The following is a 25644-nucleotide window of genomic DNA, read 5'->3' as shown; positions in this document are numbered from 1 at the left end:
TACCAAGCCTGAGTTTTACTGCTTTTTAAGCGGGAATGTGTAAGTGTACATGCCCGGCTGATTGGGGAAGAAGCCCTGGATTTGCACCATTCCCTGCTGGGTTTGCTGCAAGGCTCGTTGGATGGATTCCTCTCCGTCTACTTCCCGCCCGTTTACCCGGGTAATCACAAAACCTTCCCTTATCTGGGTATAATGATATATCTGGCTGTCTTCGTTCACTTCAGTAACGCGAACACCGTTTTCGGTACGAAGCTGCTTCTTTTCGTCATCGGACAGCGGCTTAAGTTCAATGCCCAGGGCATCAAAGTCCGCTTTTGCAATTTCAGGCTTAACCGTTCCCTGGCGATTCTTAAAGGTAAGATTCAGCTTACGCTCTTTTCCTTCGCGCCGTATGGTCACTTCCACTTTGTCGCCGGGAGCATGGCGTCCCACCACGGCCATCAAGTCTCCCGTACCCATAATCTCACGGCCATCCATTTTGGTAATAATATCGCCCTTGCGTATCCCGGCTTCCTGGGCTGCTCCTTCTTCAACAACATCTTCCACATAAATACCCTGGTTGGTCCCCAGTTCCCGCTCTTTGGCGAATGCAGCGTTGATGGGCGTGAAGGACACGCCGATAAAGGCTCGCTGAACCTGGCCGTATTTAAGGAGATCGTCAATTACCTTTTTCACGATATTTACCGGAACGGCAAATCCGTAACCTTCGTAAGAACCGGTATGCGACATAATTGCCGTGTTGATACCCACCAGCTCCCCGTTAGTGTTTACCAGGGCGCCGCCGCTGTTCCCGCGGTTGATCACGGCATCGGTCTGTATAAATGATTCAATTGCGGCTGTCGGGGTCTCTCCCTGGCTTAAGGGGCGGTCGGAACCGAGAATGCCGATGCTTCGCGCCGTAGCGCTTACGATACCGGCAGTAACCGTGGACCGGAGGTCAAAGGGATTGCCAATGGCCAGTACCCATTCTCCCACTTTTACATCGTCAGAATTTCCATATGGAACGAAGGGCAGGTCGCTGGCATTAATTTTCAGCAGGGCAAGGTCGCTTCCCGGATCGGTCCCGATCACGTCGGCTTCATAAGTCTCACGGTTATTCAGTGTAACTTCTACCTTGTCGCCGTTCTCCACCACGTGATTATTGGTAACGATATATCCGTCATCTGTTATGATCACACCGGATCCGGAGGCCCTGGGTGCGCGGCGCGGCTGCTGAGGCCTCCGCGGCTCGTCAAAAAAATCAAAAAAGTCTTCCATCGGAAATTGCTGGCCGCCGTTGCGGTAATTCATCGGGTAAGTCGTTTGAATATAAACTACCGCCGGCGTTACCCTGGCTGCCGCTTCCGTAAAATCTACGGAACCTGCCGATCCTACCATTGAAGGTGTTTTCAGGCTGGCAAACTGCGCCTGCTGCCTTTCTTCAATAGACGTAACTTTTCCCGGTCTTTCAAAGATCTTGTACATGCCGAGGGCAATGAGGCCCCCCAGAACTGCAATCAGTACTGTAGAAAGTATTCTTTTCATATCCATCTTCGTTTGTCTTGTTGTATTTTCAGCTAACATAGTAAAACAAAATTTATACCGTTTACTTGATAACCTAATGCTTACTATCTTTGTTGCAGTAAAAATAGATGCTGCGGTTGTCATTTAACAAAATTTAACATTTTTTAACAAGTGTTACCAGATTAGCCATGCAAATCAGATTCAGTAAATACCAGGGGGCCGGAAATGATTTTATTCTTATCGATGATCGCGCAAACCAGGTGCGTCCCGACGTAGAAGTATTCAATAAATTATGCGACAGGAGGTTTGGCATAGGCGCTGATGGCATTATGCTGGTACGGAATCATAAGGATTTTGATTTCGAGATGCTTTATTTCAATGCAGACGGCCGCGAAGGTTCAATGTGCGGAAACGGCGGCCGCTGTATCGCCACTTTTGCCCGCGACCTGGGTATTACCGGTTCGGAAAGCCATTTTATTGCCGTTGACGGGCCGCACCGCGCCAGGATAACCGGAGAAGAAGTAAGCCTGGAAATGAAGGATGTAAACGGTATAGAAATAAATTCAGGGGATTATATCCTGGATACCGGCTCTCCCCACCTGGTTCGAATGACCTCCACGCTGCAGGAGCTGGATATTGTTAGTGAAGGACGTTCCGTACGGTATAATGACCGCTTCCGGCAGGAAGGGATCAACGTCAATTTTGTCGAGCCCTTTGCGGATCATTATGCGGTGCGCACCTATGAGCGCGGAGTAGAGAACGAAACCTATGCCTGCGGCACCGGGGTAACGGCCGTAGCTCTGGCTATGGCGGTAAAAGATAAATTGTACGGAGACCTGAAGCTCAGGCTGCAGACAAAAGGCGGGCTCCTGACGGTACGCTTTCACAGGAGCGGCGAACAATCATTCTCAGGCATTTACCTGAGCGGACCTGCAACTTTCGTCTTCAAAGGGGAAATTTTCATTTAATTTTTTGTTTTCTTTTAAAATTAAAATATATTTAGGTTTTTTATCATCTAAATTACGCTGTAATTTTAATTTGTACCAGTGTTACGAGTCAGCAGCGTAAAACCTTGTAAAATAGTATATTCATTATTCGAGCATGAATACCTCGGATATTTGTTCGAACCGCACATTGTTCAATTGAACGAGTCCGGAGAATTTTCGCTCGTACATCAACGGCTTTTTTCTCATACGGCCTCTGAGTTTGACCAGTACCTGGACGATAAGGACCTGAAGATCATTCGCCTGCTTGACCAGTGCGAACAGGAGCATATCATAAAAAAATACTTTAAGAAGGCCATTCGGCCGAGTGTTTTCTTCCCTGCTCATTATGACGAAAAAATGCATGCCGATATCCGGCCCCGCATAGAAAAGAAACTTGCCGAAGCCATTGACCTGATGCAGGAAAAAGATGTCTTCGAAACCGACAAGGAGGGGAATCCAACCTGGAAACGCCTCAAAATAGCGGAAGCGCCGGCCACCGTGCTGTTCCATTTCCGCCGCAATGAAGGTGGGACCCGTTATTTCCCCACCATCAAGCATGGTAATTCACGGGTTGACTTCATGTTCCGGGAAGCCCTCATTATCTGCAACTTTCCGGCTAAAATGCTTGTCAACGGCATGCTTTATCGCTTTGAAGGGCCGCTGGAGGGCAAAAAGCTGCAGCCCTTCCTGAATAAACGGTATATTGAAATTCCCGAAAGTTCCGAACACACTTATTTTGAAAAGTTTGTCGCTCCGCTTATAGAGAAACACCACGTGTATGCGGAAGGATTTGATATTATTACGGAGCGCCACGAAGCGGTCCCGGTGTTAAAGATACCGGCCGAAAACTATCCCGGCGGTCTGGTACTCCATTTCCGGTATAATAGATTCCTGTTCCCCTTTTCCGGGAACCAGGTTTCCGTAAAAGTAAACCGCAATAACGGCAGTTACCGCTTTTACCGGATAAAACGTTCCCTTCAATGGGAACAAAAGAAAGCAGAGGAGTTGGTAAAAATGGGCCTGCAGCAACATGGGGCCACTTTTTGTCTCAAAGATGCAGACTTTTACCAGCTCATCCACTGGCTCAATGAACATACCGCGTTTTTAAAAGAAAGCGGCTTTTTAATTGAACAGGAAAACAATGGCCGCGAGCTGGTGATCGGCAAAAGCCTTATTAACCTGGAGTTTAAGGAAAACAACGATTGGTTCGATATTCACGCTAAAGTAAAATTCGGCGAGTACGAAATCCCCTTCCTCCAGCTAAAACAGCACATTCTTAACCGGATCCGCGAATTTGAATTGCCTGATGGGAAAATAGCCATTATTCCCGAAAGCTGGTTCAGCGATTACTCTAACCTGTACGCCCTTGCAGAAGGAAGCTCCAGCCCCCGCCTGAAAAAACACCACGTAGGCCTGGTACAGGACTACGCCGGCAATAACCTGGCTGCGGTCACCATAGACAGGAAATTACAGAACCTGGCTTCCTTCGAAAAAATTGAAGAGATACCTCCGCCCCTGGGCTTCCACGGGCAGCTTCGTTCTTACCAGCAGGCCGGCTATGACTGGTTTAACTTTCTCCGGGAGTTTAATTTCGGCGGCTGCCTGGCGGATGACATGGGATTAGGGAAAACCGTCCAGGCACTTGCCCTGCTTGAAAAAGTCCGGGAAGAAAACGATCATCGCCTGACCTCCCTGATCGTGATGCCTACCTCCCTGATAGATAACTGGCAATCGGAGGCGGGAAAATTCACCCCGGCCCTGAACATTTATGTGCATACGGGAACCGATCGCGTAAAGGATGTCGGATACTACAGCGAATTTGACGTTGTATTGAGTACTTACGGAGTGGTCAGGCAGGACATTAGCCTGCTGGAGAAATTTTACTTCCACTATGTGATCCTTGACGAAAGCCAGAACATCAAAAATTATGCGTCAAAAAGCGCGAGAGCGGTAAAAAGCCTGAAATCAAAATACCGCCTTATTCTTACAGGCACTCCCATAGAGAATTCCGTTTCCGAATTATGGTCGCAGCTTTCTTTTGCTAACCCCGGCCTGCTGGGCAGTTATGCCTATTTCCAAAAGGAATTCCAGGCGCCCATCGAAAAACAAAACGATGAACAAAAGCTCAGGCGCCTTCAAAACCTGGTGAAACCCTTTATTCTGCGCCGAACCAAAGACCAGGTAGCCCGGGAACTGCCCCCGAAAACCGAACAGGTATTCTATTGCAATATGACCCCGGAGCAGGAAACCTATTACGAAGAAACCAAATCGTACTACCGGAATGAACTGCTGCAGCTGATCGCCACCCGAGGCATCTCGCGCTCCCAGGTGCCCATTCTCCAGGGACTGGGGAAACTCCGGCAAATTGCCAATCATCCCGCGCTGGTTGACGAAAACTACCGGGACGGCTCCTGGAAATTCAACCTGGTGCAGGAATTGCTGCAAAGCGTTACCTCAAAAGGACATAAGATCCTGGTATTTTCACAATTCGTGAAACACCTGAGCCTGTTCAGGGAAACCCTTGGCGAAAAGGATATTCCCTATGCTTATCTTGACGGATCCACAAAAAAGCGAGGCAGCGTAGTGGACCAGTTCCGCAATAACGAAGAAATTAAAGCCTTCCTCATTTCCATCAAGGCCGGCGGCACCGGCCTGAACCTTACCGAAGCGGATTACGTATTCATTCTGGACCCCTGGTGGAATCCCGCAGTAGAACAGCAGGCGATTGACCGATCCCACCGGATAGGCCAGACCAAAAACGTATTTATTTATAAATTCATCACAAAGAACACGGTAGAAGAAAAAATACTGGCGCTCCAGGAAAAGAAACGCCAGCTTGCTTCCTCGCTTATCACGCTGGAAGATTCCTTTGTAAAATCACTCACAGAAGAAGATATCAGGACCATCCTGGAATAAGCGAATAACCTGGCATAAATAAAACCCATGAGCATAATCGGAAACCTCATCTGGCTGATCTTCGGAGGCATCTTCATATGTATCGAATATGTCCTTGCCGGGATTGTCATGCTGCTGACCATCATTGGCATCCCCTGGGGCCTTCAGTGTTTTAAACTGGCCGCGCTGGCCCTGTGGCCCTTCGGCAGGGAAATCCGCGAAACACAGCCCTCCGCCGGCTGCCTGTCCACCGTCCTCAACATCATATGGATCTTTGTCGGAGGCATCTGGATCGCTCTCACCCACCTGGTTTTCGGCATATTGCTGGCCATCACCATTATCGGCCTCCCTTTCGCCAACCAGCATTTCAAACTTATGCGCTTGGCCTTCACTCCTTTCGGAAAAGAAATTGTTTGAGAGAGGTACAGGGTGAGCCTGGTGAATAATACGGCGATGCCGGCCCGGATTATCCCCTGTCTGGATTTTTTAACTTCTATCCTGCTTTCAAACTAATTTGTCAGACTACCTTTAAATAAGGTTTTCAGCTTGGAAAGGAATTTGCTCCGCCCGGAAAATACTATTATCTTTGCAGGCTGGCAGCCGCTTCGGGCCTGCATCCGCGGTTTGTTCCGCAGGATAAAACCCGGACAAAGCCTGTAAATGCACCCGTAGTTCAATTGGATAGAATGTCAGATTCCGGTTCTGAAGGTTGGGGGTTCGAGTCCCTTCGGGTGTACGTAATGATCAAAACCGAAAGGGTTTCGGTTTTTTTGTTGAATAGAGACCGCAGGACGCGCCAGCGTTTCTGGTTTTGATTCCCTTTACTACAAGGTAGCGAAAAACCGAACGAACGCAGAGAGGGAGGTTAATCCCTACGGGTGTACAAACCGACTTTGCAATACGACAAAGCCGGTTTTTTCAAATTATATATCTGATCCCAAACATCAGGCGTTCTCCTCTCTGAAATTTGGAGATATGGTTGCCTTTAGTTAAATTTGGACAGATTTAAAGTTGAATATTAAATCTGTCTGATTATGAGCAATGCATTCATAGATAGAAAATTACGTTCGGAACTGATACGACTATCCCAACATTACGCGGTGCTTGTATTAACGGGCCCCCGGCAATCGGGAAAAACCACCCTTTGCAAAAATCTATTTTCCGATTACCATTACGTTAATCTTGAAGATATTAGCCTCCGCGAGCAGATAGCCGCTTCGCCCAAAGGATTTTTAAAGCAATATGCCAAAGGTGTTATTTTGGATGAAGTGCAGCGGTACCCGGAACTCTTTTCTTATATACAGGTAGTAGCGGACGAAGTCCGGGGAAGTCATTTTGTACTGACAGGCAGCAGCAATTTTACGTTGATGGAAAAAGTAACTCAATCGCTTGCCGGCCGGGCGGCTACATTAACTTTGCTACCATTATCTCTGGCAGAATTAGGAGATCACATAAAAGCGGATACTAACACGTTGTTGCTCAATGGGGGTATCCCGCCGTATGGGCTAAAAACATTCCTGTGCTGGATGCAAGCCGGAATTACTACAATACCTACATTGAGCGGGATGTCCGTGGGCTGCTGAACATAAAAGATTTGACAAAATTCCAAACCTTCATCCGTCTCTGCGCGGGCCGGACGGCCACAGAGCTTACAGCGTCGGCGCTCTCAAATGAAGTAGGGGTTTCCGTGCCTACTATCAACGAATGGTTAAGCGTATTGGAGGCATCCTACATACTGTTTCGCTTGCCCCCGTTCTACCGAAATGTGGGCAAGCGGTTGATTAAAACGCCTAAACTTTATTTCTGTGATACGGGATTGGTGTGTTTTCTATTAGGCATAGAAAATGAGCAGCAATTGGCTGCGCATCCTCTGCGTGGACCTATTTTTGAAAATCTGGTGGTACTGGAGTTCTTAAAAAGTCGCTTTAACCAGGGAAAATTATCTAACCTGTTCTATTATCGAGACCAGTCGCAGCGGGAAGTGGACATTGTGCAGGAACACGCCGACAAGTTATATGCGTATGAAATAAAATCTGCCAAGGCATTTCACCGGGAGTTTTTAAAAAACCTGGTGTATTTGAAGAAGTTGCTGGGCAGCAACCTGGTTTCTACTCAGGTGATTTATGATGGCGAAACGGATATAGATAGTCCCGAATACGGTATGATGAATTTCAGAAATGCGGTCCACGTCAGTTAAGCACCCGCTTTGTTCTTTTCCTTGACCATACGGGCGATCAAGCCTAAAATTACTCCCAATGTTCTAACAAAATCCCACCACCTGTACAATTTTTTGCTGTAATCGTTGTCGGTTTAAAAGGATTGTTCTTGTTCTTTTATCCCGTGGCACCACGAAGAAGCCTTGTTTAGCCTGGCCATTTGAAATACCTTGAGGGCTTCATAGTCTTGCGTAGACTCTCGTTGAGACGTGTTTTTGCCGGACATCAATTATTGCCCATCACCATTTATATCATAATTGTAGCCTCCTACTGAATGCTTTGCATCAGACGCATACTAAAATTTATAGCTAAATGTTACACATTTTCCCACTTTCCTTTTAAAATTGGGTACCATTTCCATTTGTGGATAGCATAACTTTACTACACATAATACAAACCCAATCATTTTATGAAAAAGTTATTACCCATTCTTATTCTTATCTTGCTATCAGCCTGCCAGAAAGAAGAAGTTACTAAACCAGAAAAAAACGGAGAATTACATGCGGTGACTTTTGAACTTAGCGGGTTCACCCAGCGTACCGAGCCTATTAGCGGTGAACTAATGTCTGATAAAATACGTACTAAAAGTACTGACGATCCAGACGGCCCGGGCTCTCGCTATGACTACGATGAATGTTTTTGGCGTGCAATAAAATATTATGCCTATAACGAAGAAACGGGCGATTTAGTCAGGAGCCAGACCAGTATTTATGGCAGCGAAGATTACGGCAGCTTCACAGACAGTCTGTCAGCCGGGAATTACAATATTGTATTTGTGATGTGCCGGGGAGAGCTAACAGACTACGACTGGGGGCTGGACTGGGTGCAGGAAGGGCCTGCCATATATTATAGTTCAAAATTTAATGAGGCTACTCTTACAGGCTATGCAGCCGGAGTGGGAGGTGCCGACTTAAGTGTTATAGGCGGCTTCCCCGACATATTCTTTAAGCATATAAAACTAGAGGTATCTGGGGATGTGGTGATGAAGGACATAACGCTGCCCAGGGTGGTTGGAGGAATTGAAGTTAGGCTTACAGACGACAGCTTCCCAGATGATCTGACGCAAATCACTACTAAACAACACGCCGGATATAACGATTTTCCTTTCAACTGGGAAGGTGCAAGCGATCCTCGCATTGTGCATCATTCAGACTGGCAGCCCGATCCGGGCAATCCCTTATTTCACCACGTGATCGTTAATCCGAAAACCGGAAAATTGACTACTGATGTGCATATTACAGCCTACAGGGCGGGTGGTGAACTAGATACCATCGCCCATAAGGTTATACACGATGTTGAAATAGAGGTGAACAAAAAAACGATCCTTACGGGCAAGTTATTTGACGACCCTTCTCAGGCGTTCACCGTAGAAGTCGACACGGCATGGATCGGCGAGAATGAGTTAGAGTTTTAGGCAAAATGCCAACCCCTTGCCTTTTGAGGATTTATGCTTCCTTTTAGCCCTCTTCTTGCAATTGATTGTTCCGCATTCGCTATTTTTTGGTAATCTGGAACACAGACTGGTTAACCGCCTTAAATCCTCCAGTAAAGAGTTCGAGCTTTGTACCTTCGGGTGTACTGGTAACAGCATCAAAACAAAAGCCTGCAAATGAGATGTTTGCAGGCTTTTGTTTTGGCGCCCTGCCGGGATATGCCAATATTAGCCCCACGCAGCATTACGCCAAAATCCTGGATCAGAAGGTGAGCGAGAATATGCGGTTGCTGGTTTGAAAAATCGGGAGGTAGGTCATAAGGAGATATTTTCTACTTTTGAATGGCCCGAAAATATGGGAAACTTATGTAAATCATACACTTAAATCTATTCAATTTTCGTTATGAAAAGAGTTTTATCAATTCTACTTTTTTATTTCCTTCTTGCTTTCAATGTCTATGGCCAGGATATTAAAAATTATGTTATTGAAAACACGGTGGAAATTGAAAGTGTCTCTCCTATTCCTGATCAATACGAAGATTTAGAAGTCATAGGAGGCGCCATTGGCGACGCTCAAATAGTAATGCTGGGTGAACAAGATCATGGAGACGCACCAACATTTCTGGCAAAAACACGGCTGATTAAATATCTTCATGAAAAAAAGGGATTTAATATTCTCGCGTTTGAAAGTGATTTTTATGGACTTACAAAAGGCTGGGATCAGCTCCTTAAACAACCGGATTCCGTTCGCCAGTTTATAAAAAAGAATATTTACCCGCTTTGGACACGTAGTGACGCTTGCCAATATCTTTTTGAAGAATATATCCCGGAAACCTTTCGAACTGAAAAGCCAATACAATTATCAGGTTTTGATCCGCAGTTAGTGCTGGATTATTCGTATAAATATCTAAAAAATGACCTGGATCAGTATCTCAATCAAACCGGCTTAGCTACCGAATTATTTTCAGCTGCTGAGTATAAAAATTTTCTCATAGCTTTAGAAGCCCTGATAGCGAAAGCCCGGGGGAAAGGTGATTTTAACGGTAATTTGCACGAAACACTTGACAACGGGCTAGAATTAATAAAAAATGAACAGCACAAAATCGGTGACAGTTCGTATTGGCCGATAGTTATCCGGAATCTTATAGCTTTCAACAATAATTCAAATGAAGTTAGGGATAAGGCCATGTCTGAAAATCTCAAATTTTTAATAAGTAAGAAATACAAGGGTGAGAAGGTAATTGTTTGGGCAGCAAATACGCACATCATGAAGTATACCGATAAGTTTAAGATTAAAAAGCGACTTAGCGGAGTAATCTGGAAAAATATGGGTACCGATTTTACAGGAGATTTATCGTTGGAAGACAAGACCTATATACTGGGATTCACCTCCCGCTCCGGTACTGCAGGCAGGCTATGGACAGAACCATTTTCAGTAGAACCCGCCAACGAAAATGCATTGGAGAATTGGATAGGACAGAACATCGATTATGGATTCATTGATTTTAAAAGTTACAATTTGAATTCGGATAATCTTGAAGCGCCCTTTCTGATGAAGGGACCCATGCACTTTTATATTCCCGATAGGTTCCTAGAAATCCCCTGGAATTTAGTATATGACGGAGTTTTCTTTATAAGGGAAATGTATCCTGTTAAATTGGAAAAGTGAGGGCCTCTGCGCTACTCCCTAAATTTAAGGTCACAGGTTAAGGAGGCTGCCGCTTCATAGCAGCCTCCTTTCTGTTAAACAGCATTCGCTATAAAAGGCGCCTTTTGAATAAATTCCCTTTCTGACAGCTGTTTTATCAGGAACCCCGAAAGGTCACCTGCGTTTATATGGTTACCAGGGCAGTCCTCCAGGCTTGTAATAATCGGAGAGTACTGATCATTCAACCTTATTATCGGTAACCTGACCACGGTCCAATCCGCCTCGCTTCGCGAAAGAATACGGTACTCTTCCTGTTTGCTATCAGTTGAAACCGGATAAGTAGATCTCATCCACTCAGTCGCCCGGGCGGTTTCCTCTCCTTTTCTATCAAAAGGTGTGTCAACATTCAATCCGGTTGTAAGAATATAGCGCTTTAATCCATATTCCTTCATTACCCGGAGAATATTAAGTGTTGACCTGCAAAAAATCGTGGGCTCGCTGGGAGGGTTTCCCAGGCCGAGGGTACTGATCACGGCATCCGCTTCTCTTAGAAGCTCCTGTATGGACCGCCTTTCTTCAACATTCCCCTGCATGATCTCTATTCGCTCATCGGGTACATTAATGGCTGAGGGATTTCTTACAAGAAGCTTTATACGATAACCCCGTTTCAGGAGATGTTTTACAAGGTAACTTCCGGACTTTCCTGTGCCGCCAATAACGGCTACTTTTCTATGTTCTTTCATCATGCTCTTTATAAAATATCATTTCAATAATTATTCGCTGCCGACTTGAATAGCAGGATCTCACAGAACAGTCGCCTGGCCTGTGAATTGAGAAAGTGATATTTATAAAGAGATTTTAATAGTCCGAATATCGATAAAAAAGTTAAGACCCAAAACTCTCCTCAGTCTAATGCTAACGAAAGATGATAAAAGGAAATAGCTGAAAGCCACGCTCAAATGATCAATCTCCTGCATCGGGAACCCAACATCAACACTTTCTGAAAAAAAAATTTAGCTGCGCGCTTATTTATTCCATTTTTATTACTACATTCGTAGTACAATAACTACTCGAATAGTAATGAGCAATCTCACTAAAACCGAAGAGCAGATCATGAAGCATCTCTGGAAGCTTGAAAAGGGGTATATGAAAGATCTGGTCGAAGCGTTTCCGGATCCGAAGCCGGCATATACGACCATTGCCACTATTCTTACGCGAATGATCGGCAAGGGATATGTAGGCTTTACACAGCATGGCAAAGTACGGGAATACTTTCCGAAGCTAAAAAAGGCGGGATATTTCAAAGACCATGTAAACCAGCTCATCAAAAACTTCTTCGACGATTCTACGGCCCAGTTCGCGTCTTTCTTTGCCTCGAAGGCAGACCTTTCGGTAGAAGAGCTGGAGGAGCTGAAGGACCTTATTGAACATCGGATCGAAAAGAAAAAACAATGATCGCTTTCATCGTTAAATCAAGTATCAGCCTGGGGGTTTTGTACGCTTGCTATGATCTTTTCTTCGCCAGGGATAAACGCTTTATGTTTAACCGGTTTTTCCTGCTGGCGGCGATGGCCTTTTCACTGGTGGTTCCATTCATGGCGCTGCCGGCCTTCTTTCAACCCGATTATTTTGACGACAGCCACAGTCAGTTTATAGAAGGCGGTATACAGGTGATGAGAACGGTTGCGAAGACGTCGAATGGAGAACTTAATGCGACAAGCGTACCGGGTTCACTTTTTCTATTCGTTCTCCTTTTCATCTATGCTACCGGTGTACTGGTAATGGCTTTTCGTTACCTGAAAAATGTGCTGGCCATTCAAAGGCTGATTGGCCGCTCAGAAAAATATATTGACAGCGGAGTCCATCTTGCACTTGTGAACCAGCCGGTGAGTCCCTTTTGTTTCGGGCGGTATGTTATTGTCAACAAAGAAGCATACACGAATGGACAAGTTGACGAGGATATTATCCTGCATGAAAAAATTCATGTAAGCCACGGCCATACCCTGGACAATTTATTTATCGAGTGCTTGCTTATATTTTACTGGTTTAACCCGTTGCTTTGGTGTTACCGGAAGGCTTTGCACGCCAACCATGAGTATTGTGCAGATCACATCGCCAGCCGCCGGTCCGGCGTTGATTCCTACTGTTATAAACTGATCGATCTTAGTTCCCGGCGGCAGTGCAATCCGCTGCCCGGGAGCGGTTTTAATTTTATATTAATAAAAAAAAGAATCATCATGATGAATCGTACAAAATCCCCGGTTTTCAGTTTCGGTCGCAAGCTGGCGCTTACAGTTTTCGCCTTATTGACCACGCTGGTAGTTGTTTCGTTTAAGGCCGTTCCGTCTATGAGCGTCCCTGATCCTGGCAGTAACGTTTTTACCGTGGTAATAGACCCCGGGCACGGCGGCAGTGACGCCGGCGCACATAATGTTGGAAAGGACCTCCTGGAAAAGGACCTGGTAATGGAGATCGCCAACGCCATTGAGGCCGTAGATAAGGATCCCGCCATTAAATTTATCTACACGCGGCAGGACGACCAGGCACCTAGTTTGGAAGAGCGTATTCAGGTGGCAAAAGATCACCAGGCAGACCTGTTCCTTTCGCTGCATGTCAATTCCCACAATAATTCCGAAGCAAAGGGGCTGGAGGTTTATTACTCGGAAAAAAATACGGAAAGCCATTTGTCCGAAAACTATTCCAGCCTGTTCGCCTCAGATCTAAAGCTATCGCAAATGCCTGCGACTATACGGAAAGCAAATTTTATGGTACTGCGGAAAAATGTATGCCCCGCGGTGATGCTGCACCTGGGATTCATCTCTAATGACCAGGACGCGGCCTTTCTGTCATCAGAGAAAAATCAACGGAAGCTGGCAGAGGACATTGTGGCGACTGTGACGAAGATCAGCAAGCTCTAGGCCCTAGGTTGGCTTTATGGCCCGGCGTTCCTTACCTTTTCCTGCCATTGAGCCCGACCGGGATTTTCAAATCGCCCTCGTCGTACATATTAATATAGATATCCAGGGTATCCTTGCTTCCTTCCCAATATACCCGGTAGCGGTCAAGTAGTCCTGTATTTCCGAGTAAGCCGTCTGGAGTTTTGAACGGGCAGCAGCTGCCGGCCCTGAAATACTTTAGTTCTTCCCCGTTGGGGCCTGATAGGGCATTTAAGAAACGTCTTTCATTCATGGGGCCGGCCTTTTCTTTTGCACCGCCGACTTTGACAGGGTTGGACTCCTGGTATCCGTAGCTTTCCTCCTCACTTAATTCTTCGAGGAAATAGGCGTTGTCGTCAATATACTGCAGCTGTCGGGTTCTGCTATCTCCGGGGCGATCTACCGAAGCCGGTTTTTTTTGGCTGGCGCAAGCCGTGCAACACAGCGCCAGGACGGTTAAAAGTAAAAATTTATCCATTTCATGTAAGTTTAGTTTAGGCCTAAGGCATCTTTATATAAAAATACGCTTTTTATCTTAAAGAAGATGCCTGAGCCCGGAGCCGCCGGGTTTCAAATCCGGGAAGAAGCACCCTTATCACAGGGAAAACGTAAATTAGGATCCTGTTTAGTATGATGAGAAAAGCAAGCTACCGGGACAAAACCAGGGTTGCGGATATTTTAACCCGCGCCTTCGACGCTAACGAAAGCGTTAATTATGTGATTCCCCGGGATTCCAGGCGAAAGCAACGTATCCGGGCTTTGATGAACTATTCTTTTGATGTATGCTTCGCGTTTGGAGACGTATTTTTATCCCATGACGGGAATGCCTGCGCTTTGGTCATGTACCCCGATAAAAAGAAAACGACCCTGCGATCCGTTTTCCTCGACGCCAGGTTGGTCTGTTCGGGTACGGGTATACGGAATATTAAAAAAGTCCTCCGGCGGGAATCCCTCATCAAAAAAACGCAGCCCCGGGAACCTATGTACTACCTGTGGTTTATTGGAGTCGAGCCCGGCCGGCAGCACAGGGGCGCGGGCAGTCGTTTACTCCGGGAATTGATCGATCATAGCGAGGAGATGCGGCGCGCCATGTTCCTGGAAACTTCCACACGCAGGAACCTGCCATGGTACGAACAGTTCGGCCTGAAGGTGTATGCCGAACTGGATCTTGGTTATACGCTGTATTTTCTTAGGCGGCAAAAGGCATCCGCTGCAACGAATACAGGACGTGGATAATGCTTCCAGTGTTTCCGCATCCTGCAGTACCAGCGCGGCGGAAAATTTTTTCCAGGTTTCCTGAAGGGATAACTGGTCTTCTTTTACCTTAAAACCCACAACTGCGAAAAAAACCAATATGGCAAGCAGGCCACCAGCCACCATGCCCGGGTAAGCGGCCCGGCCAGCAAAACGTTTCATGAGCTACGCATTTTTAATAAATATACGCTGTCATCAGCAAATCTCCTATTCATCAACAAGCCTCATAGCCGGCAATTCAAGCGACAGCTTTTTATTTCTTCGGAAATTCCTACTTTTAGATTTCGCCGTATGATAAAAATTTTAAACCGCCTGAATCATGAAAAATTGCCCCAACTGTAATTCGGAAATGGAAGATCACTTTGAATTATGCTGGAATTGCAATTACAGCCTCAGCCAGGGAAAAGTGGTGGAGATCACGGAATCTTTGCCCGGAACCAGAGAACTCGACTGCCTGCGCTGCGGAATACCAATGATCTATTCCGGGAATTACCGATTTCACGAAGGTGCAAGAATGGGCATACTGGGGAACATTTTCGAGATTTTCCTAAACAGGGAATCATTTGACTTATATCTTTGCCCCAAATGCGGGAAAGTAGAATTTTTCTCTCCGCGAACACCGTAAAACCTGCACTGTACCCTTGTAAACGTAGTATAAATATGAAATTTCCATCCCTGGCCGCCGCTCTGGCAATTTTTCTCTTTACACAATGTCAGATAAAACAGGCAAACCGGCCGAACTCCGGAAGCAGCGATTCCCGGCCCAATATCGTGCTGATCATGGCGGATGATCTCGGATTCTCTGACCTGGGCTGTTACGGAGGCGAAATACAGACCCCTCACCTGGATTCACTGGCGGAAAACGGGCTAAGGTTCAGTCAATTTTATAACACATCCAGGTGCTGTCCTTCGCGGGCATCCCTGCTTACCGGTTTGTATAATCATCAGGCGGGGATCGGTCATATGACCACGGACGAACAGCGGGAAGGCTATCGCGGCCACCTGCTGAAAAGCTCGGTTACGCTCGCGGAAGTATTGAAGTCGGCGGGTTATCATACGGGAATGACCGGTAAATGGCATGTATCCAATACAGTAGTGCAGGAAAACCCCGAAAAGCAGCTGGCCTGGCTCAATCACCAGGAATTTCACCCGGAATTCTCCCCGCTGGAGCAGTACCCGGTTAACCGTGGCTTCGAAAAATATTACGGCAATATCTGGGGCGTGGTGGATTTTTTTGATCCTTTCAGCCTGGTGAACGGAACACAGGCGGTAAGAGAAGTTCCCGATAACTATTATCACACGGATGCGATCAATGATACGGCTTCGGCCTATATCCGGGAATTCGCGCGGGATGACCGGCCGTTTTTCCTGTACATAGCCCATACGGCCCCGCACTGGCCACTGCACGCCTTGCCGGAAGATATCGAAAAATATAAAGACACCTATACAGCGGGCTGGGAGGCCATCCGGGAAGCGAGGTATCAACGGCTGATCGAAGAAGGCATACTGGATTCGTCCGCATATCCGCTGCCTCCGAGGTGGAAGGATGAGCTTAGCTGGGAAGAAAATCCCGATAAAGCCTGGGATGCCCGCGCTATGGCTGTCCATGCAGCCATGATCGACAGGATGGACCAGGGGATCGGCCGCATTATCGATGCCCTGAAAGAAACCGGCGAGCTGGAAAACACCCTCATTGTTTTCCTGAGTGATAACGGGGCCAGCCCGGAGAACTGCATGCGCTACGGCCCCGGCTTCGACCGGCCAAGCCAAACTCGTGACGGTGAAAAAATAGTTTATCCCGTTGATAAAGAAGTGCTGCCGGGGCCTCAGACCAGCTATGCCTCCATTGGCCAGCGGTGGGCCAATGTGGCCAATACGCCCTTCAGGTACTGGAAAATGGAATCTTTTGAAGGAGGGGTACGCACGCCAATGATCGCCTTCTGGCCGGAAGGAATAAAAGCGGAAAAAGGAAGCGTGACCAGGCAAACAGGCCATGTGATGGACTTTATGGCCACCTTCATTGATATCGCCGGGGCAGCCTACCCGGAAACCTATAATGGACAGCAGATCACGCCCCTGCAGGGAAAAAGCCTGAAACCGGTATTCGAAGGCAGGCAGCGCGAAGGGCATCCTTACTTATTCAACGAACACGAGGGAGGCCGCTATGTCCGCTCTTCGGAGTGGAAACTCGTTGCGCCGGACAGGAAAAGCCCCTGGGAATTATATCGAATGAGCGAAGACCGGACCGAAACCAATAATCTGGCGGAACAATATCCGGAAGTCGTGCAGCGCATGGACAGCCTGTGGCAGCAATGGGCCCGGGCAAACCATGTATGGTAATTTCATCGGTTTTAATCATTTGATTAAAATGCTTGCTTAAACTCAAACTTTATTTATATCTTTGCCGGTATAAGATAGCGGAAGGAGCATGGATATGGCAAAAGGCGCAGATAAACAAGAAGGCAAAACTTCCACGGAAGAAAAAATTTCCACCGAGGAAAAAATAAAAGAAGCGGCCAGGAAGGTCTTTACCCGAAAAGGATATGCCGGCACCCGGACCCGGGATATTGCGGAAGAGGCCGGCATAAACCTTGCCCTGCTGAACTATTATTTCCGTAGCAAGGAAAAACTCTTCCACCAGGTGATGGCTGAAAAGATGCGTGAATTGTTCGGCATACTCATCCCTTTTATGAACGATTCTGCCACTAAACTGGAAACTAAACTTGAACTGATCGCCGAAAGTTACATCAATACTATTAACGGCAACCCGGACCTCCCGCTCTTTGTATTAAGCGAGATCAGGAATAACCCAGGCACTTTTATCAAGGGCTTCGAGGTAAAAAGAATCCTGGATTCTACTTTTATTGAACAATTGAAGAAAAAAAGGCCGGACCTGCATCCCCTGCATTTCATTATGAATCTGCTGGGGCTCATTGTTTTTCCTTTTGTGGCGCGCCCGGTTTTCAGGGAAGCCCTGGTCCTCGAAGAGGAAGCTTTCGGGAAACTGATGGAAGAAAGAAAGAAGCTGATTCCCCGCTGGATAAAAACAATGCTGGAAACCAGCTGATTTTTTTGCATGTATATTAATCAAATGATTAAACCAAATGAATAGAAAGGATGATTAAGCAAATTCCGATACAGAAGCGGCTGGCAATTGCATTGTTGGGGGAGTTTTCCTGGTAAGTCAGCCTTCCCTCTTAATGAGCCAGCCTGCAGGGCTCACCAACGTTCCAATGACTCGCGGACAGCAACTGTCTGGCCCGGCGGACGGGCAGCAGCCCTCTCGCCCGGGGACCAGGCAGCAGCCATCTGGCCCGGCAGACGGGCCGCTTACGCTCGAAGAATGTCATGCGCTGGCCCGGGAAAATTACCCGCTTATAAAAAAGCTGGATTTGATCAGCAAAAGCAGTACGTATTCCCTGGCCAATGCCTCCCGCCTGTATCTCCCGCAGCTCAGTATCAGCGGCCAGGCCAGCTACCAGTCCGGAACCGTTAATTTTTCCGATGCGCTTGGAGGCGCATTACCGCCCGGCGTCAGCGTTCCCTCGCTCAGTAAAGACCAGTATAAAATAACCGCAGAGGTAAATCAGACACTTTACGACGGGGGAGCCATCAGTAACCGGCGGGCTGCGATAAAGGCTGGCGATGCACTTGAAAAACAGCAGGTGGAGGTAGCGCTTCATGCACTGAACGAACGCGTAAACCAGGTTTATTTTTCGATCCTGCTTATGGAAGAACAGCTCAGGCAAAACGAGACGCGGAAAGCGGACCTGGAAAGTTCTGCCCAAAAAGTCGCAGCAGCCCTGAAATACGGAACGGCCTTCCTGAGCAATCTGGACGAGATAAAAGCCGAAATTATTAATGCAAACATGGCCAGCATTCAGTTCCACAGCAACCGGAAGGCATACCTTCACATGCTGGGCCTCCTCATTGACAGGGAGCTGGGGGACAGCACCAGGCTGACAATGCCTGCGGCGGCAGTCCCGGAACCCGTTATTAACCGGCCCGAACTGGAACTTTACCAGCTTCAAAAGGACCTGCTGGAGGTGGAAGAAAAGAAATTGCGAACAGCTTACCGGCCGAAGCTGAGCGCCTTTTTCCAGGGCGCCTATGGCAGGCCTACCCTGAACTTCATAGCGGATGATTTCAGCCCCTGGTATATTACGGGCGCCCGCCTGACCTGGAACTTCGGCAGTCTTTATACCTTAAAGAACGACAAGCGGAACCTGGAGATCAGGCGTAAGACGATAGATCTTGAGAAGGAAACCTTCCTGCTTAATACCCACCTTTCCATGCGGCAGGAAAATGAAGAAATAAGAAAATACCGCGAGTTGATAGCAGAGGATGAAAAAGCCATAAAACTGCGCGCTTCGGTAAGGAAGGCAGCGGAAGCCCAGCTGGAGAACGGGGTTATCACCACGCATGATTACATTAACCAATTAAACGCGGAAAACCTAGCAAGGCAAACCCTGATCCTGCATAAGATCCGCCTGCTGCAAGCTCAATACAATTACAGGCATACTACAGGCAACTAATAACCTTCAACATGAAATATATACTTGCATTTACGGTCTTATTATTCGCATCCTGCGGCAACAAGAACGATTACGATGCTTCAGGCCATTTCGAAGCCGACGAGGTGATCGTTTCCGCACAGCAAAGCGGTGAACTCCTGTCTTTTAATGTACGGGAAGGCGACACACTCAGCGCGGGGGCTATTGTGGGCCAGATTGATGTCACTCTTTCCAGGCTGCAAAAGCAACAGGTAGAGGCGTCAATTGCCGCTCTCAAACAGAAAACCAGCAGCCCGGAAGAACAAACCGAGCTGATCAGAAAAGAGCTTGCCGTGCAGCAGGCTGAACTGGAACACCAGCGCCGGGAACGCCGGCGAACAGCCAACCTGGTAAAAGCAGATGCGGCCACGCGCAAACAACTGGATGACATGGATGCGCTGATTGAAAAGCTGGAAAAGCAAATTTCAGCAACCAGGCAGCAGATAGCCTTAAGCAAATCCAATACAGCTACGCAAAACAGGAGTATACTCGCCGAGCAGGCTCCCCTGGAAGCAAGAGTCAGGCAGGCACAGGAACAAATAACCCGCGGGCAGATCGTCAACCCTATTTCAGGCATGGTATTGACAAAATACGCCCTGAAAGGAGAGCTAACCGACATAGGCCGGCCCTTGTATAAAATCGCGGATACCGATACCCTTAACCTGAAGGCCTATGTGACCGGCGATCAGCTCGCGGAAATAAAACCGGGGCAGCAGGTGACTGTAAGGATTGATCAAAGCGATAAGGAATATAAAACCTATCCTGGAATTATTGCCTGGATCGCCGCTAAATCAGAGTTTACGCCAAAGACCATCCAGACAAAAGATGAACGCGCCAGCCTCGTATATGCTCTTAAAGTAAGAGTTAAAAACGATGGTTACCTGAAAATCGGCATGTATGGGGAAGTGCTTTGGGACGAATCCCGCTAAGAAGCTAACGGCTTACCCGCTAAAGTATATGAACATGGCAGCTGTTACGATTGAAAACCTGAGTAAAAGCTATGACCAGGGCCGGATCCTGGCGGTAGACAATGTATCCTTCGAAGTAAACCAGGGAGAGTTATTCGGCCTGATAGGCCCGGACGGGGCGGGAAAAACCTCTATCTTCCGTATCCTGACCACTGTATTGCTGGCCGATAAGGGAAATGCGGCGGTAGCAGGCTTCGATGTGGTGAAAGACTTTCAGGCTATTCGCAACCGCGTTGGTTATATGCCGGGCAGGTTCTCCCTCTACCAGGACCTGACGGTTAAAGAAAACCTGGAATTTTTTGCGACAGTATTCGGGACAAGAGTAGAAGCCAATTATGACCTGATAAAAGACATTTACGACCAGATCAAGCTTTTCAGCGGCCGCCGTGCGGGAAAGCTATCAGGCGGCATGAAGCAGAAGCTTGCCCTTTGCTGCGCATTGATCCATAAACCGGAAGTACTGCTGCTGGATGAGCCCACTACAGGAGTGGACGTGGTTTCACGCAAAGAACTCTGGGATATGCTGGGACGGCTGAAACAACAGGGGATCACCATCCTGGTATCCACCCCCTACATGGATGAAGCCAGGCTTTGCGAGCGCATTGCCCTGATCCAGAAGGGCAGGATCATGTCGGTTAATACGCCGGAAAATATTACAGGCGCATTCCCCTCCCCGCTGTACGCGGTTAAATCGGCCGCCATTTATCAATTGCTGAACGATCTCCGGGAAAGGGAGGAAGTGACCAGCTGCTACGCCTTTGGCGAATACCTGCATGTAACGCTGAAGGGACCTACGTCCGGCGCGCGCGTTGCGGCCGGGGCACCGGGACTGGCAAGGTGGCTGAACACGAAGAGGCCGGAGGTGAACAATTACTGAAAGATATCGCGGAAAAGAAGGGTCATAAGAACGTGGAGTCGCGGAGGATAACGCCAGGGATTGAAGACAGTTTCATCCAGCTGATGAATGAGCGCAATTAAATAAAACATGGCAGAAAAAGCGATCATATGCAAAGATCTGAGCAAGCAGTTTGGCAGTTTCTATGCCGTAAACAAGATCAGTTTCGAAGTAGAAAAAGGAGAAATATTCGGCTTTCTGGGCGCCAACGGCGCAGGCAAAACCACCGCGATGCGTATGCTCTGCGGCCTCTCCTATCCCAGTTCAGGCGAAGCCTCGGTAGCCGGATTTGACGTATATAAACAGCAGGAATCCATTAAAAAGCACATAGGGTATATGAGCCAGAAGTTCTCGCTGTACGAAAACCTGAACGTACTGGAAAACATCGAGTTTTTCGGGGGCGTTTACGGCGTTTCCCGCGGGGAAATCCGGGAAAGGAGCAGGAGTCTTGTTCAAACGCTGGGGCTGGAATCACAGGCAAAAAAGATGGTTGGAGAACTTCCCCTGGGCTGGAAGCAGAAGCTTGCCTTTTCAGTAGCTATTTTCCACCGGCCCCGTGTCGTTTTCCTGGACGAACCTACAGGCGGGGTGGACCCCGTTACCCGGAGGCAGTTTTGGGATATGATCTATGAAGCCGCCGCTTCCGGTATCACGGTTTTCGTAACCACTCATTATATGGACGAGGCCGAATACTGCAATCGCATATCCGTTATGGTAGACGGGAAAATAGAAGCGCTTGACAGCCCCGGCAACCTGAAACAACATTTTTCAGCCGCCAGTATGGATGAGGTATTTTATAAGCTGGCAAGAGGAGCAAGGCGGTCGGCCGATTAAACCCGAAGAAATGAAGCAATTATTCGTATTCATCAGGAAAGAATTTTACCATGTGTTCCGCGACCGCCGCACCTTGCTGATCATGTTCGGACTGCCGGTCGTACAGATACTCCTTTTCGGTTTCGCCCTGACCAGCGAAGTAAAAAATGCCGATATCCTGGTGGTTGACAATGCCGGCGACGCACAAAGCACGCAGCTGATCAATAAAATAACCGCCTCCTCTTACTTTACGATGAAAGGAAAAGCGGCTGGCTACAAGGACGTGGAAGCCGCTTTCAAAGAAGGGACATTAAGTGCGCCCTCATCTTTCCCGCCGGGTTCGGCAGCGATCTGCTTCACCAGGGCGAAACAAGCATACAGATCATCGCCGATGGTTCCGACCCGAACACAGCTAAAACTATTGTGAATTACCTGACCGCCATCATTAACGGCTACCAGGAGGAATTATCCCCTTCGGCCGCCTTTCCCTACCGCATTATCCCTGAAACCCGCATGCTGTATAATGAAGAGGGAAATGGCTCGCTGAACTTCATTCCCGGTGTCATGGCGCTGATCCTGATGATCGTCTGCACCTCCCTGACCTCGGTTTCCATCGTGAAAGAAAAAGAACTCGGAACCATGGAAGTGCTGCTGGTATCCCCTTTCAAACCCATTCTGGTCCTGATCGCTAAGGCCGTTCCGTACCTCGCGCTTTCCCTGGCTAATTTCGCCCTGATCGTCGTCCTGGCGGTATTCGTGCTGGACGTGGAGCTGAAAGGCAGCCTGCTGCTGCTCACACTGGAAAGCACCTTGTTCATTATCACCTGCCTGGCCCTTGGGCTGCTTATTTCCAACGTATGCGATTCCCAGCAAACCGCTCTGCTGCTGTCCATGATGGGCATGATGCTTCCCACCATGATCTTTACCGGCTTTATGTTCCCCCTGGAAAATATGCCCTGGATCTTCCAGGTCATATCAAAATTGATTCCCTCGCATTGGTATTTCCTCATTATAAAGTCCGTCATGCTGAAGGGGCTTGGGTTCGCCTACGTATGGAAAGAAACCCTGGTACTGATGATCATGACCCTGGGACTCCTGAGCGTCGCGTTGAAAAACTTTAAAATCAGGCTGCAATGAACGTATTGAGATTCATATTACAAAAGGAATTCCGCCAGATCTTCCGTGACAGGACCATTCTTGCCATGATGCTTGCCGTGCCTACTATTCAGCTTATCATCCTGCCCCTGGCCATGAATTTCGAAGTTAAAAACGTGAATATTTCCGTCGTGGACCATGATCACAGCAGCTGGTCGCAGAAATTAATCACGAAAATCGCATCTTCCGGCTATTTCAGAATGGTAAGCGCCGATCCATCGTACCAGGAAGCCCTTACCCATATTGAAAAAGGGAGGCCGACCTCGTCCTGGAAATTCCGGCCGGCTTCGAACGCAACCTCGTACGCGAAGGCTCCCAGCAGTTAGGCATCTACGTGGATGCCATCAATGGAACGAAAGCCTTTATCGGGGGAAATTACCTGAATTCCGTCATCAGGGATTTTAACGCCGGCCTGCGCCTGAACGTGCCAGACGCAGGGCAGGCCGGCTTGCCGCCGGCCGCAGCCGCCGCGAAGATCCAGGTCACCTACAGCAACTGGTTCAACCCGCTGGGGGAATACAAGTACTATATCGTTCCCGGTATACTTGTTATTTTACTGACAATGGTGGGCGGTTTCATGTCCTCGCTCAATATTGTCCGGGAAAAGGAAGCAGGCACCATTGAACAGATCAATGTCACACCCATAAAAAAATGGGAGTTCATTCTTGGGAAGCTTATCCCTTTCTGGATCATCGGCATGATCGTTTTCACCATCGGCCTGCTCGTGTGCCGGGGGTGTATGGCATCTTCCCGGAAGGCAGCCTGGCCTTGTTGTACCTTTTTGCGGCCTTTTACCTGGTTGCCGTCCTGGGCTTCGGCCTTTTGGTCTCTACTTACAGCGACAGCCAGATACAGGCCATGTTCATCGCCTTCTTTTTCGTGATGATCTTTATTCTTATGAGCGGCCTTTTCACGTCCGTGGAAAGTATGCCGGCCTGGGCCCGGACCATTGCCAACCTGACCCCTGTCACGCATTTCATCAAAGTAGTACGCATGATCGTTCTGAAAGGAAGCGGCTTTACCGACGTACTTCCCGAATTCCTGTATATTATGCTGTTTGCCGCTATTCTGAATGGCTGGGCCATCCTGAATTACAAAAAAACTTCCTAAGGGGTGGCGCATAAGCGGGCCCCGGAGAACCAAAGAAAGGCGGCCTTCGGCGCTTTCCGGATTTTTTTCTGAGGCGGAAATAGCCGATCTTACGGCGCATTATTGCCGGGCATCTGACCGCCGTGGCGGGATCAGCCGGGCTCCCGGGACCAGGCCGGGAATTATGTCAGGACAGCAAACGGTAACCAGGGCATTAGCATGAATAAAGACCTGTTAAAAGGTATTCTTTTTGTAAGCGCAGGCGCCGCCAGCTACGGCGTTCTGGCCACGATCGTGCGCCTGGCTTATAATGAAGGTTATACAACGGCTGAAGCGACGGTATCGCAATACACGACCGGCCTGCTGGTCATGGGGTTCTCCGTACTATTTAGCGCAAAGGCCAGGCGCGCCGGCGGGAGCGGCGATGGAGTTGCCGCAAGGCCCGGACCCGCGTCTGCCCGGCCTGGCGACGCCGCAACTGAAGCCGGCAAAAGCGACGCCGCCGGCAACAGGAGCTACGCCGACAGCAAGAGTGCCACTACCAGCAAGAGTACCGCCGCCGGCAACAGGAGTGCCGTCTTCCGGCTAATAGCAGGGGGAACTGCCTACGGCCTCACGGGTGTATGTTATTATTTGTCGGTCAGGTATATTCCGGTTTCCATTTGCGTTATCCTGCTGATGCAAGCAATCTGGATGGGAATTGTACTGGACGCCTTGCTGGAAAGGAAATTTCCTGCCCTGAACAAATGCGTGGCTGTGATCGTCATACTAGCGGGAACGTTGCTGGCAACCAACGCCATTGGAAACTTCCATGAATTGGATCTTCGCGGCATCATCTGGGGCATAGGGGCTGCACTTACCTATACAGTCTCACTGTTCGTTGCAAACCGGATGGCCCTCCAAATGCATCCCCGTCAAAAAAGTTTCTGGATATTAATCGGCGGGACTACTATTATCCTGCTCATTTGGTCTGCACAATTATTTTCCGGGTTCCAGTTCTCCATTTTCGGAAAATGGGGGCTTCTTCTTGCACTATTCGGCACAATATTACCGCCGCTGCTCTTAAATACCGGCATGCCTAAAACGGGTATCGGCTTAGGTTCGATCCTGATTTCCATTGAGATCCCTGTTTCCGTCGGAAGCGCCTACCTGCTGCTGAACGAGCAGGTACTGGCCATTCAATGGGCAGGGATCGTACTCATTATCGCCGCTATTATTCTCTTAAACCTTAGCACCTTTAAGAAAGAAATAGGTTCGGGATAGTCATATTTGAGCTATTTCAGTCGCTTTCTGTCAAAAAA

26 protein-coding genes and 1 tRNA gene are annotated in these 25644 nt (G+C 48.1%); 24 read left to right on the top strand and 3 right to left on the bottom strand.

Annotated elements, in window-relative coordinates:
- Positions 1-15 precede the first annotated feature (15 nt).
- A complete protein-coding gene (locus FRZ59_RS04525; RefSeq protein ID WP_132128121.1) occupies positions 16-1524 on the bottom strand; it encodes a Do family serine endopeptidase in 1509 nt (502 codons plus the stop codon).
- 167 nt (positions 1525-1691) lie between these two features.
- On the opposite strand from FRZ59_RS04525, the gene dapF reads away from it, so the two are divergent.
- The 8 genes from dapF (at position 1692) to FRZ59_RS04485 (ending at position 10701) form a co-directional block, all read left to right on the top strand.
- Positions 1692-2471, top strand: coding sequence for a diaminopimelate epimerase (dapF, locus tag FRZ59_RS04520; protein ID WP_132128120.1), 780 nt, complete (start codon positions 1692-1694; stop codon positions 2469-2471).
- Between the two features lie 78 nt (positions 2472-2549).
- Positions 2550-5405 carry a DEAD/DEAH box helicase gene (locus FRZ59_RS04515; RefSeq protein WP_132128119.1) on the top strand — a complete coding sequence of 952 codons (2856 nt, stop codon included), beginning with the start codon at positions 2550-2552 and terminating at the stop codon, positions 5403-5405.
- A gap of 27 nt (positions 5406-5432) precedes the next feature.
- Positions 5433-5801 carry a YccF domain-containing protein gene (locus tag FRZ59_RS04510; protein ID WP_132128118.1) on the top strand — a complete coding sequence of 123 codons (369 nt, stop codon included), beginning with the start codon at positions 5433-5435 and terminating at the stop codon, positions 5799-5801.
- A 245-nt stretch (positions 5802-6046) separates the two neighbouring features.
- A tRNA-Arg gene (locus tag FRZ59_RS04505) sits at positions 6047-6120 on the top strand.
- A 298-nt stretch (positions 6121-6418) separates the two neighbouring features.
- Entirely contained in the window at positions 6419-6967 is a 549-nt protein-coding gene (locus FRZ59_RS04500) for an ATP-binding protein (RefSeq protein WP_147698237.1), read from the top strand.
- On the top strand, positions 6904-7581 hold the full coding sequence (locus FRZ59_RS04495) for an ATP-binding protein (protein ID WP_158640528.1): 678 nt from the start codon (positions 6904-6906) through the stop codon (positions 7579-7581). The genes FRZ59_RS04500 and FRZ59_RS04495 overlap by 64 nt, the downstream gene beginning before the upstream one ends.
- A 428-nt stretch (positions 7582-8009) precedes the next feature.
- On the top strand, positions 8010-9014 hold the full coding sequence (locus FRZ59_RS04490) for a hypothetical protein (RefSeq protein WP_132128116.1): 1005 nt from the start codon (positions 8010-8012) through the stop codon (positions 9012-9014).
- Between the two features lie 421 nt (positions 9015-9435).
- A complete protein-coding gene (locus FRZ59_RS04485) occupies positions 9436-10701 on the top strand; it encodes an erythromycin esterase family protein (protein ID WP_132128115.1) in 1266 nt (421 codons plus the stop codon).
- Positions 10702-10775: 74 nt separating this feature from the next.
- On the opposite strand, the gene FRZ59_RS04480 is transcribed toward FRZ59_RS04485, so the two are convergent.
- Positions 10776-11426, bottom strand: a complete 651-nt coding sequence (locus tag FRZ59_RS04480; RefSeq protein ID WP_132128114.1) for an NAD(P)-dependent oxidoreductase — start codon at positions 11424-11426, stop codon at positions 10776-10778.
- A 334-nt stretch (positions 11427-11760) separates the two neighbouring features.
- Here FRZ59_RS04480 and FRZ59_RS04475 point away from each other — a divergent pair, with 334 nt between their 5' ends.
- Both FRZ59_RS04475 and FRZ59_RS04470 read left to right on the top strand, forming a co-directional pair.
- Positions 11761-12135 carry a BlaI/MecI/CopY family transcriptional regulator gene (locus FRZ59_RS04475; protein WP_132128113.1) on the top strand — a complete coding sequence of 125 codons (375 nt, stop codon included), beginning with the start codon at positions 11761-11763 and terminating at the stop codon, positions 12133-12135.
- Positions 12132-13598, top strand: a complete 1467-nt coding sequence (locus tag FRZ59_RS04470; RefSeq protein WP_132128112.1) for an N-acetylmuramoyl-L-alanine amidase — start codon at positions 12132-12134, stop codon at positions 13596-13598. The genes FRZ59_RS04475 and FRZ59_RS04470 overlap by 4 nt, the downstream gene beginning before the upstream one ends.
- Positions 13599-13629: 31 nt before the next feature.
- On the opposite strand, the gene FRZ59_RS04465 is transcribed toward FRZ59_RS04470, so the two are convergent.
- Positions 13630-14094, bottom strand: a complete 465-nt coding sequence (locus tag FRZ59_RS04465) for a hypothetical protein (RefSeq protein ID WP_207910213.1) — start codon at positions 14092-14094, stop codon at positions 13630-13632.
- 152 nt (positions 14095-14246) lie between these two features.
- Between FRZ59_RS04465 and FRZ59_RS04460 the strand changes: the two genes are divergently transcribed.
- From FRZ59_RS04460 to FRZ59_RS04410, 14 genes are all read left to right on the top strand, one after another.
- Entirely contained in the window at positions 14247-14852 is a 606-nt protein-coding gene (locus FRZ59_RS04460; protein ID WP_225975185.1) for a GNAT family N-acetyltransferase, read from the top strand.
- A 337-nt stretch (positions 14853-15189) separates the two neighbouring features.
- Positions 15190-15495: a hypothetical protein gene (locus tag FRZ59_RS04455; RefSeq protein WP_132128111.1), complete on the top strand. Its 306-nt coding sequence runs from the start codon at positions 15190-15192 to the stop codon at positions 15493-15495.
- 35 nt (positions 15496-15530) lie between these two features.
- Positions 15531-17210, top strand: coding sequence for an arylsulfatase (locus tag FRZ59_RS04450; protein WP_132128110.1), 1680 nt, complete (start codon positions 15531-15533; stop codon positions 17208-17210).
- Between the two features lie 88 nt (positions 17211-17298).
- Complete coding sequence (locus tag FRZ59_RS04445; RefSeq protein WP_225975184.1) at positions 17299-17937, top strand: TetR/AcrR family transcriptional regulator; 639 nt, start codon at positions 17299-17301, stop codon at positions 17935-17937.
- A 133-nt stretch (positions 17938-18070) separates the two neighbouring features.
- A complete protein-coding gene (locus tag FRZ59_RS04440; RefSeq protein WP_225975183.1) occupies positions 18071-19405 on the top strand; it encodes a TolC family protein in 1335 nt (444 codons plus the stop codon).
- An 11-nt stretch (positions 19406-19416) separates the two neighbouring features.
- Entirely contained in the window at positions 19417-20352 is a 936-nt protein-coding gene (locus FRZ59_RS04435; protein WP_132128109.1) for an HlyD family secretion protein, read from the top strand.
- Positions 20321-21268 (top strand): ABC transporter ATP-binding protein, encoded by a 948-nt coding sequence (locus FRZ59_RS04430; RefSeq protein WP_225975182.1) that lies wholly within the window; start codon positions 20321-20323, stop codon positions 21266-21268. Before FRZ59_RS04435 ends, FRZ59_RS04430 begins: the two co-directional genes overlap by 32 nt.
- Before the next feature lie 108 nt (positions 21269-21376).
- Entirely contained in the window at positions 21377-22120 is a 744-nt protein-coding gene (locus tag FRZ59_RS04425) for an ABC transporter ATP-binding protein (RefSeq protein WP_132128108.1), read from the top strand.
- Positions 22121-22130: 10 nt separating this feature from the next.
- Positions 22131-22526, top strand: coding sequence for an ABC transporter permease (locus FRZ59_RS18810; RefSeq protein WP_225975181.1), 396 nt, complete (start codon positions 22131-22133; stop codon positions 22524-22526).
- Positions 22409-23236, top strand: coding sequence for an ABC transporter permease (locus FRZ59_RS04420; protein ID WP_225975265.1), 828 nt, complete (start codon positions 22409-22411; stop codon positions 23234-23236). The genes FRZ59_RS18810 and FRZ59_RS04420 overlap by 118 nt, the downstream gene beginning before the upstream one ends.
- A complete protein-coding gene (locus tag FRZ59_RS18805; protein WP_225975180.1) occupies positions 23233-23580 on the top strand; it encodes an ABC transporter permease family protein in 348 nt (115 codons plus the stop codon). Before FRZ59_RS04420 ends, FRZ59_RS18805 begins: the two co-directional genes overlap by 4 nt.
- Positions 23523-24137, top strand: coding sequence for an ABC transporter permease (locus FRZ59_RS04415; protein WP_349290841.1), 615 nt, complete (start codon positions 23523-23525; stop codon positions 24135-24137). Before FRZ59_RS18805 ends, FRZ59_RS04415 begins: the two co-directional genes overlap by 58 nt.
- The gene (locus FRZ59_RS19400) at positions 24023-24364 is read left to right on the top strand and encodes an ABC transporter permease (protein ID WP_262713177.1); all 342 of its coding nucleotides are present in this window, start codon (positions 24023-24025) and stop codon (positions 24362-24364) included. Before FRZ59_RS04415 ends, FRZ59_RS19400 begins: the two co-directional genes overlap by 115 nt.
- Before the next feature lie 198 nt (positions 24365-24562).
- Positions 24563-25606: an EamA family transporter gene (locus FRZ59_RS04410; RefSeq protein ID WP_132128105.1), complete on the top strand. Its 1044-nt coding sequence runs from the start codon at positions 24563-24565 to the stop codon at positions 25604-25606.
- Positions 25607-25644: the final 38 nt, after the last annotated feature.

The organism is Anseongella ginsenosidimutans (genome assembly GCF_008033235.1).
Taxonomy (GTDB): Bacteria; Bacteroidota; Bacteroidia; order Sphingobacteriales; family Sphingobacteriaceae; genus Anseongella; species Anseongella ginsenosidimutans.
This window is presented reverse-complemented; position numbering and strand designations above follow the sequence as displayed.